Below are 18,053 nucleotides of genomic sequence, written 5' to 3' on the forward strand. Positions count from 1 at the left end.
TTTTTCAAAAGACGAAAAATAAGTTTTGCAATTCTAATAAAAGATCGTTTATATTTACATAATAATAGAACAGAATAGACTAGATTAACTAGACTATCTTTTTATTCCAACCAAAATAAACCAAATATGAACTTAAAACTTACTTTTCAAAAGTTAGGCTATCCCGATTTGCTCTGGAAAAAGCTTATTTTATTACTGCTCTTTTTTGCTATTTGTCTCCCCTCGTTTGCCCAGCAACAGGTTTCGGGCAGGGTAACAGATAATGGCCTGGGCTTACCAGGGGCTTCGGTTAGGGTAAAGGGAAGCCAGCAGGGCACAAAAACGGATACCGATGGAAGATTCAAATTAAGCGTTCCAGCTAATGCCATTTTAATATTCAGTTATGTGGGTTACACCGATCAGGAAATTACGGTAGGTGATAAAACCAACATAGAGGTGCAGTTGGTCGAAACCTCGGGCGCTGGCCTTAATGATGTGGTAGTGGTGGGTTATGGTACCAAGAAGCGGGCAAATTTAACGGGTGCGGTGGCCACTATTAGTGGAGCTGAACTGGCAAAATCGCCTTCAACCAACCTGACCAATTCTATTGCCGGTCAGGTTCCGGGCCTTATTGTAAATACCAGAAGCGGTGAGCCGGGTAACGATAATGCTGATGTATTTGTCCGTGGAAAAAGTACTTTAGGCAGTACAGGTGCATTGGTGGTAATTGACGGAATTCCCGACCGATCGGGCGGTTTTGCCAGGCTGAACCCGGCTGATATCGAATCTTTTACGGTGATCAAAGATGCAAGTGCGGCTATTTATGGTGCCCGCTCGGCAAATGGGGTAATCCTCATCACCACAAAAAGAGGTAAATCGGGTCGGCCAGTGTTTTCACTTGGAACCAATTGGGCTACAACAGAACCTACACGTGTGCCGGAAATGCTGAATGCTTACCAATATGCACAGGCGACCAATGAATATGATGCGCTGGTTGGTCAGCAATTAACATGGAAAGCAGAAGATATTGAAAAATTCCGAAACGGATCTGATCCGCTGGCTTATCCCAACAGCAATTGGTGGGATGCCGTAATGAAAAAACGTGCCTTACAGCAAAATCACATTCTTTCGCTTAGTGGCGGAACAGATAAGGTGAGTTATTTCTTTTCCGGTCAGCACCAGAAACAGGACGGTATTTATAAACGCGATGCCGCTTATTACACACAAGACCAGGCGAGGGCAAATATAGATGTGAATGTGACCGATAATTTTAAAATGGGCGTGGATGTGAGTTACCGTAACGAATTCCGCAATGCAGCTAAACGTGGTTATGATGCAGGGGGAATTTTCAGGGAGTTATGGTTAGCTTATCCTTACCTTACCCCAATATACGACAATGAGCTTGTTGGTGTGGGTATTGGCGGCGGTCCGGATAACAGTATGGTTTACATTACTTCGGGAGAGGCCGGATATCAAAAATTCACTACTGATTACCTGCAAACCAAAGCATCTTTTAGCTGGAAGCTGGATAAAGTAACCAAAGGACTTTTTGTGGATGGGTACTATGCGTTTGATAAAACGATATCGAAAACCAAATCGTTTACCAAAACACCGCCACCTGCATACCGCTATAATTCGGCTACGAAAGGTTATACCCAGGTGATTTCTTCGATTACGCCATCTTTATTTGAACAGCGGGGCGATATTAACCAGGGTTTATTAAACTTAAAGTTAGGTTATTCAAAAACGATCAGCGATCATACTTTTGATGCCTTTGTTGCCTTCGAAAGCTTTAAAGGAAATACCGACATCATTAACGCTAACCGGTCTAATTTCCTGAGCAATAGTTTAGATCAGCTTTTTGCAGGTAGCCTTATCGGTCAGCAGAACAATTCGAGTGCTGCAAAGGCTGCACGTGTGAATTACATTAGCCGTTTCTCTTACAATTATAAAGGTAAATACCTGTTAGATTATACCATGCGTTATGATGGTTCTCAGAATTTCCCGCAAGGAAAACGTTATGGTTTTTTCCCGGGCGTATCGGCAGGGTGGCGTATTTCACAAGAAGATTTTTTCAAGTCTGAAGTGATTAATGAACTGAAATTGAGGGCTTCGTGGGGCAAGACCGGTAATGATGCGGTTTCTGCATTCAATTACCTGCAAACCTACCTGCTAGGCAGTGGTTACGGTTATTCTTTGGGCGCTGGCGCTTCGCAGGTTTCTTCACTTATTTTAGGACCAACCCCAAATCCGAACATTACCTGGGAGCTGGCCAATACCACCGATATCGGTTTGGAAACACAGTTTTTTAAGGGAAAGTTAGGGGTTAATATCGATGTATTTAGATCGCTGCGTTCTAACATTCTAATCACCAGAAGTGAATCTGTTCCAGGTTATACAGGCTTGACATTACCAAGTGAAAACCTGGGGAAAGTATTAAACCGGGGGATAGAGATGGAGGTTTTATACCACAACAACATTGGCGATTCTTTTAAATACAACGTGAGGGGCAATATCACTTTCGCCCGGAACAAGGTGATTTTTATGGATGAAGCTGCGAATATTCCCGATTATCAGCGCAAAACCAATATTCCGATTGATTCGTGGTTTTTGTACCAGAGTGATGGTATTTATCAAAATCAACAGGAAATTAACAGTACACCGCATCCGGCAGGTACTGGTGTAGGCGATATCAGGTATAAGGATATCAACAATGATGGTGCAATTAACGACCTGGATAAAGTGAGAACACCACTTACCCGCACACCAGAAATTATGTTTGGTACTTCGGTTGGTGCCAGCTGGAAAAACATAGATTTTACGGTTTTCTTTCAGGGGCAGGCAAGGGCCAAATCTTACCTGGCACCGGCGGGTTTAAATATGGTTCAGGAATTTTTTGAAGAAAGATGGCAAAACCCCGGCGATAATCAATATCCAAGAAACTTTAGCGGCCCAACAGGCAGGACATTCGGCGTAAATACCCTTGAATCGGATTTGTGGTTAAGAAATGCGGCTTTTGTAAGGCTAAAGAATATTGAGCTGGGTTATACCTTCTCAAAAACATGGATTGAAAAGATAAAAATGCAAAATATAAGACTTTACATCAGCGGAACCAACCTTTTTTCTATCGATCGCTTCGGGCCATCGTTTGATCCCGAAACCCCAAGTAATTCAGGACAGTATTATCCACAACAGCGTGTGATCAATATTGGCGCAAACATTACCTTTTAAAAAATTATATCATGAAATTGAACATCAATAATTATAAAATCAACAGCGCGGTTTTACTCATTTGTACCCTGCTGTTAACCGGAGGATGTAAAAAGGCGCTTGAGCTGCAGCCTTTAAATGCTTACTCAGAAAAGGATGTGTGGACCGATCCAAAATTGGTTCAGGTTTTTGTAAACAGTATTTACGATCAAACCGTGCTGGCTTACCAGGATAGCGGACTAGGCTGGGGCGCGCAAACCGATGAGCTTTACGGAAACTTTAACTGGACCAATGAAAACCTGTATGTTCGTGGGGAAGCCACGCCAGATAACCAAAGCTCAGGATCGCTGAACCACTGGAACAAAATGTATGCTTCTATCCGTTACAGCAATATATTCTTTGCAAATATTAATCAGGTAACAGGAGGGGGCGATGCGGTTAAAACCATGAAGGGCGAAGTATATTTTTTACGTGCTTTGGCCTATTTCGAACTGCTAAAAAGATTTGGTGGTGTACCACTTATTGTTAAGGTTTACGATGTGAACGATAAAAGCTTTAACGAAAAAAGAGCCACCTGGAACGAAACAAAGGATTTCATCCTTGCCGACATAACGGAGGCACTAAAAACCCTGCCAACCGTTTATGCAAATAGCAATGATAAAGGTCGCGCCACCGCAGGAGCAGCTCTGGCCTTAAAATCGAGACTTTTACTGTATGCTGCGAGCCCGTATTTTAACAAAACGAACGATAAGAAGTTGTGGGAAGATGCAAAATTAGCCGCCAAAGCCGTAATTGATTTCGCTACACCTAAATATGCTTTATACGGCAATGCGGCCAATGGTACCTATAACAAAACTTATCTCGATTTTTTCAATTCAGAAATTATCTTTTCGAGGGTATACAGCGGCCTGGTGAGAGCCGATCGCTACAATACCGTGAGCCGGGATCTGAGTCCAAATGGTTATAATGGTTACAGCGCTTACAATGTGGTGCAACAAATGGTTGATGATTTTGAAATGGCCGATGGTACCAAATTTAGCTGGAGCAATCCGGCACAGGCAAAAGAGCCATATCTGAACAGAGAGCCCAGATTTTATGCAACGATTTTGGCCAATAACCAGCAGTTTAAAGGGCGTTTAACCAGCTTTTACGAAGGTGGTGATGATTCTCCCCAAAGTCCTTATTCACCATGGAATGCATCTAAAACCAGGTATTGCGTGAAAAAAATGGTAAACGAGGCCTTCGACTGGAATGTTCAGGATTACGATGCCAGCCAGTGGGTGGTTTTCAGGTTATCAGAAATCTATTTGAATTATGCTGAAGCCTGTGCTGCAATTGGTGAAGATGGCGAGGCTTTAAACTACCTCAATAAAATAAGAACCGAAAAGGCGGGTATGCCAGCCGTAAGTGGATCGGGAGCGGTATTAATGGATAAGATTAGACATGAGCGCAGGATAGAACTTTGTTTTGAAGGACACCGTTATTTTGATATCAGAAGATGGGGGATAGCAGAAACAGGTTCGGAAGATGCTAAAGGGGTAACGATTACCAAACAAGCAAATGGTACTTTTACCTATGCATTAATGACTGTTCAGGAGCGTACCTGGGTGCCAAGTTTTTATTTCTATCCTATACCCAGAAGTGAAATACAAAAGAACCCTGCCATTGTGCAAAATCCAAATTATTAATTAAATGCTATTTTTAATGAAGGTTGTCTCATAAATAATAGAATTTGTCATCCTGAGCCTGTCGAAGGCATTATTAAAAGATTTAAGGCGTTTCGACAGGCTCAACGTGACAGATTTGAAGAAAAATTGTATTGATGAACAGACCTCCATTTTTCCCTTTTTGATATGAAATCTTTCCTGATAAAATTTGTACCGTTCATCCTGTTTTTGCTGTATGGTTTTGATGTAAACGCCCAGGATTTACGCTGGCACCTGCAAAAGAACGGGGGCATTGAATGGACCGTTAAAAAAAATGCCAAACATACCGATCAGATAGAAATGAGCGGGAAACAAATTTCCGCAATAATTACCTATGGTGTAAACGATAAAAATAATCTGATCTTAAAAAGAAAACTCGTGTTCCCGATGCTGCGGACGATCCCGAACGATACCCGTGGGAGCCTAATCAGGGATTTCGATCAGGTAACACCTCCTGTTTTGATCGACGGAACACCTTTAAGCGAGCAACCTTTGGCTTTCTCAATCAATGGTTCGGTAAAGGTTAAATCTGAGATCGGAAATGTAAGTGTATTACGTGAGCTCTTTCCATCAACTGATAAACCGGCATTTATTGAACACACGGTATTTAAAAATAAGGGATTGAAACCAGTCGAAATTGTTGTTCCTGAGTTTGACCAAACAGATAGCACCGCACGAAATAAAGGTGTTTATGGCACCTATCTGCTCCATACAAAAATATTTGGTGCTGGCAGGTTTATTTTAAAAGCGGGAGAAGAACAAAGTTATGCCATTGTTTATTCTGCAAGGAAAACAGCCGATCAACCTTATACTTTTTCATCAGCATACGAATTGTTAAAGCGAAGGAATTTTGTAAGCGAAATGACGCAACAACTGGTGCTGAAAACGCCAAATGATACCTTGAACCAGATGTTTGCTTTTGCTAAAATCAGGGCGTCTGAAAGTATTTTTGATACAAAAAATGGTTTAATGCATGGTCCCGGTGGTGGATCTTATTACGCTGCAATCTGGGCAAATGATCAGGCAGAATATATGGATCCGTTTTTTCCTTTTTTAGGTAATGCTGCGGGGAATGAAAGTGCTAAAAACAGTTTCCGCCTGTTTGCCAAATACATGAATCCCGAGTACAAGCCAATTCCAAGTTCGATCATTGCCGAAGGAACAGATCAATGGAACGGTGCTGGCGATCGCGGTGATATGGCTATGATTGCTTATGGGGCATCGAGGTTTGCACTGGCTTACGCGGATACCGCTGAAGCGCGACAGTTGTGGCCGCTGATAGAATGGTGCCTGGAATTTTCAAGAAGGAAAAAAAGTGCAGACGGGGTAATTGCTTCCGATTCGGATGAGCTGGAAGGCAGGTTCCCGGCTGGTAAAATTAACCTGTCAACCAATACACTGGCTTATGGCGCATTGATCAGTGCAGCTGATCTGTCAGCAAGTCTTGGCGATAAAACCACTTCAGCAAAATTGCGTAAAGAAGCTTCTGCATTAAAAACAGCCATAGAGAAATATTTTGGTGCCAAAGTGCAGGGATTCGATACCTACCGCTATTATGAAGGAAACGATAAGCTTCGGTCATGGATAGGAATGCCCCTGGTGATGGGAATTTACGACCGAAAAGCACAGACCGCCAAGGCACTATTGTCTGATTATCTGTGGACGAAAGACGGGATGTTAAGCGAATCGGGATCAAAAGTATTCTGGGACCGTTCGCTTTTATATGCGGTACGCGGTTTGTTTAACGCCGGAATAACCGATACAACCATGAAATACCTGAAATACTATACCGCCAAACGTTTGCTGGGCGAACATGTGCCTTATGCTGTTGAAGCCTGGCCAGAGGGAGATCAGCGCCATCTTTCGGCAGAGAGTGGATTATATTGCCGGGCCATAACCGAAGGATTGTTTGGTATACAACCTACGGGCTTTAAATCATTCCGGTTGTGCCCTTATCTTCCTTCAGACTGGAAGCAAATGTCGCTTAAACACATCAGGGCATTTAACAGCGATTTTGGCATTACGGTTTCCAAAATTGGAGGAAAAATCAGGATTTTGGTGGAGCAGGAAACGGGCAAAAAACAGGAAATCAACTGGGACGGAAAACAGGCTGTAGAAATTAACTTATATTAAACACATGAAAAGACTTCTTTTTGTACACTTTTTTCTTTGCCTATGCTGTGGCGTTTATGCTCAGGGCGGAGTAACTTTTAAATCAACTGATGCCGCTTTACAAACCGCATTTATTCGGGCGAAAGAAATGGCATTGAGTTACAAAGGTAAAGCCACCGATCCGGTTGGCCCCTGGTACGAATCTGCATTGCCGCCAAGATCGGCATTCTGTATGCGCGATGTCGCTCATCAGAGCATTGGAGGGGAGATACTGGGCCTGGCTAAGGAAAATAAAAATATGTTCAGGCTATTTGTCAATAATATATCCGAATCTAAAGATTGGTGTTCTTATTGGGAAATTAACCATTTAGGAAAGCCAGCCGTAGAGGATTACCGCAATGATACAGCGTTCTGGTATAACCTGAATGCGAATTTTGATATTTTAAATGCCAGCTGGAAGTTATATTTATGGACAGGCGACCTTGAATACATCAATGGTGCGGGGTTTAAAAACTTTCATGAAAAATCGGTAACCGAATATATTAACCGCTGGGTATTGCAGGCAGATTCATTGCTGAAAAGGCCTACACATCCAAATGCCCCGGTACCTTTCAATGATCAGGATGCTTTTCATCGGTGCCGTGGTTTACCTTCCTATTCCGAAGGTGTACCCAATATTAAAATGGGAGTCGATCTTGTTGGTGCCATCTACAGGGGTTTAATGTCGTATGCAGCCATGCTTGATTTAAAAGGGCAACATGATCAAGCCAAACAGTTTAAAGAAAAGGCTGCAGCTTATCAGAAAAGTATCGATGCTTTGTGGTGGAATGATCGTGTTTCTCGGTACCATACTTTTTATTCGAACGACAATAAGTTCGGTATGGATGAAGGAGAAACCTTTTTACTTTGGTTCGATGCCTTAAAAGCGGGTGAGCGTAAAGAAAAAACCATACAACATTTATTGTCAAAAGACTGGAATGTAGAAAACCTGTCGTATTTCCCTTTAATCATGTACCAGAACGGACAGGCCGAAAAGGCTTATGGCTATTTGTTGCACCTAACCGATCTTGCAACAGCCAGGAGGGAATATCCTGAAGTTTCTTTCGGGGTAATTAAAGGTTTTACAGAAGGATTAATGGGGATAGAGGCCGATGCACGACTTAATCAGATCAGCACTTTATACCGTGGTCATAAAACAACAAATTCCGAATTAAAAGATTTACCTGTATTAATGACTTCAATCACAGTAAAACATGAGGGGAATATGGCTACCATGTTAACCAATAACGGCCAAAAGAAAATTCTTTGGCTGCCTAAATTTTTAAATGATCAGGGAAAAATCATTGTAAAAAAAGCGGTTTGGGTAAAACCAGGAGGCTCAGTTAAACTAAAAAGGGCTTAACTGTTTTAATAAAGCTATTCATTTTTTTATCATGACGTAGGGGTAAATCCAAATGTCGTTGTCATACTTTCAAAACACAATAAATATTCAATTATTTAAAAACAAAAAGTATGAAAATGAACAAGTTTTATTTATTAGTTGCTGTTATGGTTATTACAGCAGGAGCGGCAAAAGCACAAGATTCTGACCTGGTATTTGGTGTAAAAGGTGGTGTAAACTATGCCACATTGCCAACAAGTGTAAAGGCCATAACAGATAAAAAAGGTAAGGTAGGTTATAATTTCGGGGTATTCGCCCGGGTTGGGAAATCGTTATATTTTCAACCCGAATTGAATTATGTTAGCTTTAAGAGTTCATATGTTTATGCCGCTAACACTTACACGCCCAAATTTAACCAACTAAATTTGCCGCTTATGGTGGGTTACAAGCTTATTGATACCGAAGCTTTAAATTTTAGGGTTTCTGCAGGTCCTGATGTTAATTACACCCTTAATGAAGCAAAAGGTCCAGTTGGCTTTGATTATAAAAAACTCAATTTCGGCGGCGTGCTTAATGCTGGGGTAGATATAGGCAACATCAGCATCGATGCCAGATACAGCAGGGGCCTTACCAAAATTAATAAGGGATTAGGGGAAAAAAGTGGTTTATTTAATCTCTCTGTTGGGTTTAAATTATTTTAAAGCGTAAGTTCATCAATCCGTAAAAATATCCTTATTGTAATTATAAAATTTGCCTTTCAGTACATTCTGAAAGGCTTTTTTGTGTTCTTACCAATGTCATTAAAGGAAGGAGAAACAAAATAGTTATTAGCGGGCGCTTTAAGATTGCTTCGTTCCCCGCAATGACGATCATTCTATGCATGCTGTCAATGGTAGCCAGTTAGTGTTGGGCGAGGTCGAAGTAAGGGATAAATATTTTTTTGTTTTAGAATATGTGCAAAAAAAGCAGGCTTCAGAAGTGTATCTCCACGGCCATTAACCACCTTTTGATATGAACTAAATGCTTTAAAAACTAAAAATGTGTAACTTGAATCCGTAAAACCTATATCAAATGAAGTATAACCGACGCGATTTTATTGGTGGTAGCATGGCACTCACATCTGCTTTATTTTTAACGCCAACGGAAACTTTTAGTTCACCTTCTCCCGGATCTGAAAAATGGGCGAATGGTTTCGCCCTAAAAATAATGGCGCCATATTGGGGCTTTAATGGCCCGGTAACTGATTTTTGTAAAAAGGCAAAAGATTCTGGTTATGATGGAATCGAAATCCTCTGGTCGCCGGAAATTGCTGAAGAATTATTTAAAGCGTTAAAAAAATATCAATTAGCAGTTGGTTTTCTTTGCCGTGGCGACGAAGCCCTTCCGGCACCACACTTTGCAACTTTTAAAAAAGTACTTAAAGAAGCGATTGAGCATCAATATCAAAAACCCTTGTATATCAATGTTCACTCCGGAAAGGATTTTTTTCAATACCAGGACAACAAAAAATTCATTGATTTTACCGTTCAGTATGCTAAAGAAACGGGTGTTCCGATTTATCATGAAACCCATCGTTCCCGTATGCTTTATTCGGCTCCGGCATCCTTGCCATATTTGCAGAAAATCCTGATTTAAGGCTAACGCTCGATATTTCTCACTGGTGTAATGTGAGCGAGAGTTTACTCGAAGATCAACCCGAAACTGTGGCACTTGCCATTTCACGTACCGATCATGTTCACTCCAGGGTAGGCCATGCAGAAGGGCCGCAGGTAAGCGATCCACGAGCGCCGGAATGGAAGCAAGCCGTTGAAGCCCATTTCGCCTGGTGGGATAAAGTAGTCGCCATAAAAAAGCAACAGGGCAAAATCCTGACCATGTTAACTGAATTTGGACCGCCCAGTTATATGCCAACCATTCCGTTTACCAACCTTCCGGTTGCCGATCAATGGGCAATAAATGTATACATGATGCAGGTTTGGCGAAAAAGATATTTGTAAGTTTTTAAGGATAATTTAAGCCTGTTTGTTGATCAGCATAATTACTATTTTCTCTTCATTCGTATATTTTAGAAAGATATAACAATTATTTTACCTGATGTTTAATATTATTAAACATTTGTTTAGTAATTATGCGCTATAATTTAATGTAGAATATCATCGTTATATCCATTTAGATCAAATGTTGTTAAGTAATGGCTTGATTAATAGCTTATTTAGCAATACTTACTTTTGGCCAGGTTTTGTGTTTCCATGCAAACCGCATTTTGATTTTCTATAATTTATATTTACCATATCAATTTTATACCAAGAGATTAATTTATGAGAAAAGTTTTTTTAACAGTGATGGTGTTGTCCTTACTATCACTTTCAGCTATGGCACAGCGTAAAGCTACACACGTTTTAATTATTGGCCTTGACGGTTTCAGTGCTGAAGGATTTAAAACAGCCAAACACCCCAACCTGGATAAACTGTTTGCTGATGGTGTACTTTCTTTAACCACCCGACCAGTAATGCCATCGGTTACACTACCAAACTGGACCAGCCACATGACCGGCTCAGGTCCTGAAGAGCACGGAATTACCGCAAACGACTGGACCTTGCAAAAACACACCTTACAGTCAATAGAAACTGATCAGGATGGTTACTACCCATCGATATTTAAAGTACTGAAAGATGCTGTACCCAATGTTAAAACCAGTTATTACTACAACTGGAAAGAATTAATTAATCCAATCAATCAAAAATACCTGGATGAGGTATCTTTTGAAGAAAAAGATCAATATAAAGACAACTACCAGAAAGCTTACGATTTCATGGTAAAAAACAAACAAAACCCTACACTTACCTTTTTATATAGCGTACACACCGATCACGCGGGCCATGGTTTTGGCTGGATGACACCTGAATATATTACGGCTATAGAGCAGGCAGATGTGGCAATAGGGGCTTTACTTGAGAAATTAAAAGCTGACGGAATTTACAAAGACACACACTTTTTATTGATTACCGATCACGGCGGTATAAATAAAGGTCATGGTGGCATCTCCATGGCCGAAATGCAGGTGCCTTGGGGCATCACTGGGCCACAGATTAAAAAAGGTGGTTTAATTACTTCTTTTAACAGCAATAAAAATACCGGGGTAGTACTTGCTAAAATTTTTGGCGTAACCAAACTGCCTGAATCCTGGACAGGAACAATACCCAAAAATGTATTTAAATAAAGTTCATTGTTGAAATAGATGATCAATCCACTTAAACGAGTATACACTGTATTGGCAATAGTAGCGCTTCCACTCATTGGAAGTGCTCAAAACAACGTTTCCGGCTTAAAAACAGCTAAGAAGGTTTTTATTCCGAAAAATGTATCGAGGGTACCTGATAACAACGATTTTAATGACGATAACAGCACTTTTAGCAATAAAAGAAAAGTAGAGTCAGATAACGTTGTAATCTTTTGGTCAAAGGAATTTGGAGATGATCCGATGCAGAATAAGGATACGACAAAAACATTCGATGTCAAAAAATCGCTGCTAGAAACGGAGCGTTTTTACAATTATTACATTGATCAGCTGAAAGTATTAAAAAAGGGAAAATCGGTTTCTGATCGCTATAAGGCACTGGTTTTTATCTATGGCGGCAATGACGCTACTGCCTACGGATGGGGAAAAGATAGTGTAGCCATTTTATGGACACCTGCTGTACGCGTACACCGTTATCCTTATGGGGTATTGGCGCACGAACTTGGGCACTCTTTTCAATTTATGGCCAGCTGCGATCATGGAAGCGCTTTTAACGGGGCGATAAACGAAATGGGAAGCCAATACCTCTTATGGCAGGTCTATCCGGATTGGGTAGATTTTGAACACTTCCATTTAGCTGCATTTTTAAAACAAACTAACCTGGCTTTTCTTCATCCGGAGAATCAGTACCATTCGCCTTTCTTGTTAGAATATTGGTCGGAAAAACATGGACTGGATTTTTATGGAAAACTATTAAATAGCGTAAACCCGGGAGAAGATCCTGTAATGACTTACAAACGCATTACCAAAATAGATCAGGAACAGTTTAATGATGAGGTTTTTGATGCATCAAGCAGGTTTATTACCTGGGATTTAGACCGTGTGCGCGAGGTAACGAGTAAATATGCCAACAAACACAAAACCGTATTTAATCCATCAGCAGATGGCTGGTACCAAATCAGCAAAAAAGACTGTCTCCAAAGTTATGGGTATAATGGCATAAGGCTTAAAGTACCTACGGTTACTTCCGTTAAACTTGAATTTAAAGGAATGGCCGGTGCAACTGGCTACCAAAATATTATCCCCGAAAATGCCGGCTGGAGATACTGTTTTTTAGCTGTTAAAGAAAATGGTGAAAGGGTTTACGGAAAAGTATATCGTTCGAATGAAGGATCTTACCGCTTTAAAGTGCCAGCTAAAACTGCCTATTTATGGCTTGTGGTTAGTGCTGCGCCAACAGTACATGTTAAATTGCCAAGAAAACCCGATTTGATCAGCGAATGGCCTTACCAGATCAAATTAACCGGCACTGATCTGTATTAACGGCTCTCATTTTTTTACAGATTTTAAGGGTAACTAAAAACCAGATTAAGGTGATTGAGTTACCCTTTTTTAATCCAATCAGTTCATTCGCATGTTCATCAAGAATAAAATGATTTCAACTTAAGTATTGGCTATCAGATCAAAGTATTCATCATCTTCATTTTTGCCGCCATAGCCTTTACCAACACTTTCGTGATTTTCTATAAATTCAATGCGTTCAATCCATTTCACCATTTTATAACCCAGCTGGTTTTCTACCCGGAGTCTTAACGGAGCACCGTAAACATGGCTTAACGGTTCATAATTCATTTCCCAGGCCAGTATGGCGCCAGGTTTAAGGCAGTTATCTAAGGTATGGGTATCGTAATAAGGCCCACCGTATAAGCTTTCTCCAAATGAGTAAAATACAACTGTTTTTACATTTGCTTTGGGTTTAACCAAATCGACAAGGGTTTTAAGGGGTAAGCCGCCCCATTCTGCAATGCCCGACCAGCCTTGTATGCAATGGTGCATGGTAATGTTTTGTTCTTTGCCTAAAGCTTTCATTTCATCGATGGATAGCTCGATGGGGTTTTCTACCAATCCGTCTATTTTGAGTTTATAGTTTTTAAAATCGTTGGCGGCTAAATCATTCCATTTGTCTGAGACTGGTAATTTGCCATTTGCCCAGAAAAAAGGCGTAATATCTTCTTTCTTAAAATAAGCTTTTGGCTTTAACTTATTAATGGTGCGGAGCCACAAATTACCGTTTATAAAAGCACTTGCCTGTTGCACCCAGCGTGGCCTTTTCCACGAAACCCAGTGCGCATAAAAGCAAAATATAATGGTGAAAAGAAGAATGGCGATGCCAATATACAAGCCACTCCGGTCAGACGGATGATCGGTACCCAGGGTGATGTGGTTTAAATTCCTAACAAGGCCCGTAGCCACAACCATTGCCACATGGATAATTATAAACGCCAGGTAAGCAAGCATGACCAAAAAATGGACTGACCTTGCGCCTTGTCTGTTGCCAAAAATTTTTGGCAGCCAGTGAAATCTATTTTCTATAGCTGGCGACATACATAAACCGCTCAACATGGATAATGGCGCGAGCACGAATACCGCACCAAAATAAGATAGTTTTTGTAAAGCATTATAGTAATAAAAACCATTGGGCTCCAATGGCATATTAAAGGTAGCATAATGCACAAAAACAGACCATGCATCAGGAAAAATCTGCCATGAGGTAGGTACAATCCGCTGCCACTGATCGCCAGCAAATAACAGCGCAACAAAAATAACCCCATTTAATACAAAAAATGGAACATGGATAAAGTGCCATCCTCTTGCTATGCCGACCGTATGCCGATAACCAGGTAGTGCCAATAACGGACTGATATAACGTGCATCATCCTTGGCGGTCCAAAGTTTGTCTTTTGGTATTTGGATAGGGGTTAACTTCAACCATTCCGATCCCGGGGTACAGCCATTCTGCCAGTAAAGCCGGGGATGATCCATCAATATGGAGAGGCCACTTCTGATTAAAATTACCAAAAAGAAAAAGTTAACCCAATGGCATAAAATTACCCAGACCGGAAATCCTTTAACCGTATCTGCCGTCACAGCAGGAAGCAGGCGTGATGGATCGTCAGGTAAACCATATACTAAATACTGTAGCCAGGCTGCACCAACGCTGGCTAACAGCAGCAGTGCTATAATAACGAAAACATAAGGCTTTAGGCCCAGGTACATCCTCCTGTCTGGAGGGTAATGTACATTCTTTTCTGCTTCGTTAAAATGGGTAAACAGCATAGCTTTCTTTCAGGATATTTAATTTCTTCGGTTGAAGTTTTAACCATTCCATCATTTTAGCGTTTTTTAAATGAGGCTTAAAAGATGTCTGGATGATAGATAACGAAGATAGTTTTTTCTGAAATAATATGATCTAAATCTTTAAAATATCCTGTATAAGTCTTTTAACAAATGGTAAAAAAAAGGTCGTTATATCCAGCTGGTGGAACAACGACCTTAGAAAGATGATGGGACGATTAAATTAGCGTAAATTAGTTTTGAGTCAACCTCATTTAATATTAGTTCAATGCGATAATGCGGATATTGTCATGATAAGCAATCCGGGTTAAAACATTGTCGTTGGTAATGACGTTGCCACTCGCATCTCTTCCAGCTTCGCGGTATACACCCCATTTAATATAGCCCTTCTGCCCGTTGGCTAACTGGGTACCTGTAAATGTTTTTGCATTTAAATTCTGCAAGCGTAAGGTATAATCTTGTTCGCCCTCATATCGGGTGTAAATTTTAAAATAACCAGTATTGTCTGTAGTCCATTTCACATCTATACGAAAGTCTATCCATTTATTTATCTGCGACCTAAAATCCGAAATCACCGTGCCGTTTCCGGTCGCATCGTACCGTGCTGTGATGCTATTGCGCTTGGTAAGCAGCCTTAAAGGAACCGGGTCGCCACCACTTACCTTTAACTGAAAAATATTGTCACCATACGGTGGATTAGCACTGTTCCATTGTCCCCAATCTTTTAAATAAATGCTCACTTCGTACCTGCGCTCCATTCCAGGAAAAAACAAGGCCGGCTCATAATTTAAAGCATCGGCTTCACTCCGCCAGGCCTCTGCAGAGTAATGTCCTTCTTTGCCCAATGTAACTTTGTGAAGGATACCTTTTAAACTGCTTTGCCCGGGACTAATTATACCAACGGCATCTGCTCCTGTTGCTACTGTTCCGCGTACACCAGTAATTCCTGAGTCGTATTGGCCGTTTTCATAAGTTACATTCAAAATCGTATCGCCCGCGGTTAGGGTATTCAGGCTATTCGATTTTTCTATCGGACCCTTGCCTTTTGTTAGGGCAGTATCCGATGTGCCAACGCTTTCTTTAGTACAGGCAAACAATAGGCCCAGTATACCGATTGCTGCCAACAGTTTACCTGCTGTTTTTGGGTTAAATTCTTTTGTTTTCATAGGTTAATTTTGGTTAGGTTTTAAATAGATGAATTAATTTTTAATTTAAAGTAGAGGTGTTTTTTGATCAAAACTATTGGTGGTTATTTTAAATACGTGCATAGGAATTTTGCCTTTTGATAACGGGGACAGGTTAATCACCAAATTATTGGTTTCTAATCTTGTATTGTTTTCAGAACAAAGCAGCAGCAAATTATACCACTGCTTTGTTCAGGCTTATTGATCTAAGGATTTGGCAATACCTGGCCATTCACCTGGAAATCGTTAAGTCCAACGGAAGTACTGCCACTGGTTGCGGTAGCTCCATAAGCATATAACCTAAAGGTAACGGCGGTACTAATATTGGTAAGTGCCGAGGCATTGAATTGTATCGATGTTGGTGTAGTAGTGCCACTGATTGTAACAGGGGCAGAGATATTGCTGGCAAAATTATCAATACTAGAGCGGAGCACAAATGTATTGGGGTGTGTGGCGCCGCCCCTTAACACGGTAAATTTAACATCGCTAAAGTTAAAATGGTAGCCACTTAGGGGTTCCAAATTGAACTCGTAATATTCTGTCGGATCAAAAGCTGATGGTGTAGTTGATGATACTGCATTTACCCATCCACTGACCAGGTATCGTCCGCCTGGGCCAGGAGCGCCGCCTGATATACCTGCTGCCGACAGCGTTGAACGGGAAAAATCAGACCGTGGGGTACCCACAACATTATCAGCCGGGTTTGGCGCAGGACTGGTACTGTTCACATATACAATGTTTTGTGCAGGCTGGTATTTAATATTGGGGTGAATATATACGTGGCTGGTATTGTTGTAAGCGGTAGGGCTTGTAATATTTGAAACGATTGTATACGGGCCATCCAGATAGGCCGGATTAGCGTCAGGAATACTATTGCCCCAGATGAGGCCTGTTGTAGTAGGTGCCTGGTTAAGGTTGATAATCCTGATATCGTCGTGATAAACAGTACGGGTGCTGTTGGGTGGCACCACGTATAATCCCCATTTAATGTAGCCTATGTTTCCATCGCTAACATTGCCTGTAAAGGTAGAATAGTTTGTTTTTTCGTCAACCAAAACAAAATCGCTTTGTCCGGGTAATTTCATATAGGTTCGCATATAACCTGTAGTGCTCGTCGCCCAAAGCACATCTATCCTAAATTGGATCCATTGGTTTACATAGGGTTGGAGGTTGCTTACGATATCTTTCACCGATACATCCTGATACCTGATGCGTATCGCATTTCTTTGTGCACGGATCATCAGCGGAACATTTTCACCACCCGATACTTTTAACTGAAAAAGATTGCTTTCATTGGTGGCATCGCCCTGATTCCATACCGGCCAGTCTTTAAGCAGTACACTAAACTCGTAGCGCCGTTCATCGCCGGGGAAATAACGGGCAGGAATAAACTGTTGCGCATCGCTTTCACTTCTCCAGTTGCCATCAGAATTATATCCCGAATCACCATATACCACTTTGTGCGCAATTGCATGGTTTAGTGTGGTAGCACCCGGCGATACCATGTAAGCAGCATCCGATGCAGTGGCATTGGTCGGGTTTATGCCTGTTATACCAGAGTTGAGTGTGCCATCTTCGTAAGTTACGTTTAAAATGCTATCGCCATAGTTCAGGTTGGCTTGTGGTCCGGTAGCCATTTTTGAAATGGAGAATTTCGCTGTCTCGGTTTGGCTGGTCAGGCCATTTTCAATTTTACTGCAGGCACTTGCTAAAAATAGTATGGCCATAGCCATATACTTTTGCGGGTAAAATGATTTTTTTTTCATGTGGTTTTGGTTAGTAAATGGTTAATTGTTTTTCTTATATCATGGTATTTTTTTTAAGGTCATTAATTCAATCTATCATCTCTATTGGGAACCGGTCATTCCATGTTTTTGGCATTCAATCAGTCTGTCCTGCTCTCATTTTTTGGCGTGCCCCCAAGCTGCGCAAGGGGTCGGGCTATTCGCTGCAAGTCCTCGCTTCGTTTTACTCCGCTGTGGGCTTTCCGCTACTATCCCTCACGCTGGCAAAGCGCCAAACTTTTCTCTATTCGCTCGTGTCCTAATCAGCCAGGTTCATTTCAATTCATTTTCAGAATTGTAAGTTTATTTGCCAGGCTTTTTAT

General features: G+C 41.2%; 12 protein-coding genes. 9 read left to right on the forward strand and 3 right to left on the reverse strand.

All coding sequences use genetic code 11. From position 1 onward, the window contains the following. Positions 1–126: 126 nt before the first annotated feature. The 9 genes from AC07YT_RS10415 (at position 127) to AC07YT_RS10455 (ending at position 12,950) form a co-directional block, all read left to right on the forward strand. On the forward strand, positions 127–3,210 hold the full coding sequence (locus tag AC07YT_RS10415; protein WP_086546779.1) for a SusC/RagA family TonB-linked outer membrane protein: 3,084 nt from the start codon (positions 127–129) through the stop codon (positions 3,208–3,210). Between the two features lie 11 nt (positions 3,211–3,221). Further along, positions 3,222–4,877, forward strand: coding sequence for a RagB/SusD family nutrient uptake outer membrane protein (locus AC07YT_RS10420; protein WP_086546778.1), 1,656 nt, complete (start codon positions 3,222–3,224; stop codon positions 4,875–4,877). A 165-nt stretch (positions 4,878–5,042) separates the two neighbouring features. Then, positions 5,043–7,028 (forward strand): glucosidase family protein, encoded by a 1,986-nt coding sequence (locus AC07YT_RS10425; protein WP_086546777.1) that lies wholly within the window; start codon positions 5,043–5,045, stop codon positions 7,026–7,028. 4 nt (positions 7,029–7,032) lie between these two features. Next, a complete protein-coding gene (locus AC07YT_RS10430) occupies positions 7,033–8,409 on the forward strand; it encodes a hypothetical protein (protein WP_086546776.1) in 1,377 nt (458 codons plus the stop codon). Between the two features lie 116 nt (positions 8,410–8,525). Beyond that, complete coding sequence (locus AC07YT_RS10435; RefSeq protein ID WP_478356940.1) at positions 8,526–9,089, forward strand: porin family protein; 564 nt, start codon at positions 8,526–8,528, stop codon at positions 9,087–9,089. 370 nt (positions 9,090–9,459) lie between these two features. Continuing rightward, positions 9,460–10,023 (forward strand): sugar phosphate isomerase/epimerase family protein, encoded by a 564-nt coding sequence (locus tag AC07YT_RS10440; protein WP_494945304.1) that lies wholly within the window; start codon positions 9,460–9,462, stop codon positions 10,021–10,023. Between the two features lie 32 nt (positions 10,024–10,055). Continuing rightward, the gene (locus tag AC07YT_RS10445) at positions 10,056–10,385 is read left to right on the forward strand and encodes a hypothetical protein (RefSeq protein WP_494945305.1); all 330 of its coding nucleotides are present in this window, start codon (positions 10,056–10,058) and stop codon (positions 10,383–10,385) included. Positions 10,386–10,706: 321 nt separating this feature from the next. After that, positions 10,707–11,609: an alkaline phosphatase family protein gene (locus AC07YT_RS10450; protein WP_086546774.1), complete on the forward strand. Its 903-nt coding sequence runs from the start codon at positions 10,707–10,709 to the stop codon at positions 11,607–11,609. An 18-nt stretch (positions 11,610–11,627) separates the two neighbouring features. Further along, positions 11,628–12,950 carry a DUF6055 domain-containing protein gene (locus AC07YT_RS10455; protein WP_086546773.1) on the forward strand — a complete coding sequence of 441 codons (1,323 nt, stop codon included), beginning with the start codon at positions 11,628–11,630 and terminating at the stop codon, positions 12,948–12,950. Between the two features lie 120 nt (positions 12,951–13,070). On the opposite strand, the gene AC07YT_RS10460 is transcribed toward AC07YT_RS10455, so the two are convergent. The 3 genes from AC07YT_RS10460 to AC07YT_RS10470 form a co-directional block, all read right to left on the reverse strand. Continuing rightward, positions 13,071–14,744 carry a molybdopterin-dependent oxidoreductase gene (locus AC07YT_RS10460; RefSeq protein ID WP_494945306.1) on the reverse strand — a complete coding sequence of 558 codons (1,674 nt, stop codon included), beginning with the start codon at positions 14,742–14,744 and terminating at the stop codon, positions 13,071–13,073. 278 nt (positions 14,745–15,022) lie between these two features. Beyond that, complete coding sequence (locus tag AC07YT_RS10465) at positions 15,023–15,928, reverse strand: heparin lyase I family protein (protein WP_086546772.1); 906 nt, start codon at positions 15,926–15,928, stop codon at positions 15,023–15,025. Between the two features lie 224 nt (positions 15,929–16,152). Beyond that, the gene (locus tag AC07YT_RS10470) at positions 16,153–17,712 is read right to left on the reverse strand and encodes a heparin lyase I family protein (protein WP_086546771.1); all 1,560 of its coding nucleotides are present in this window, start codon (positions 17,710–17,712) and stop codon (positions 16,153–16,155) included. Positions 17,713–18,053: the final 341 nt, after the last annotated feature.

This window comes from Pedobacter sp. GW460-11-11-14-TSB4, from assembly GCF_059423705.1.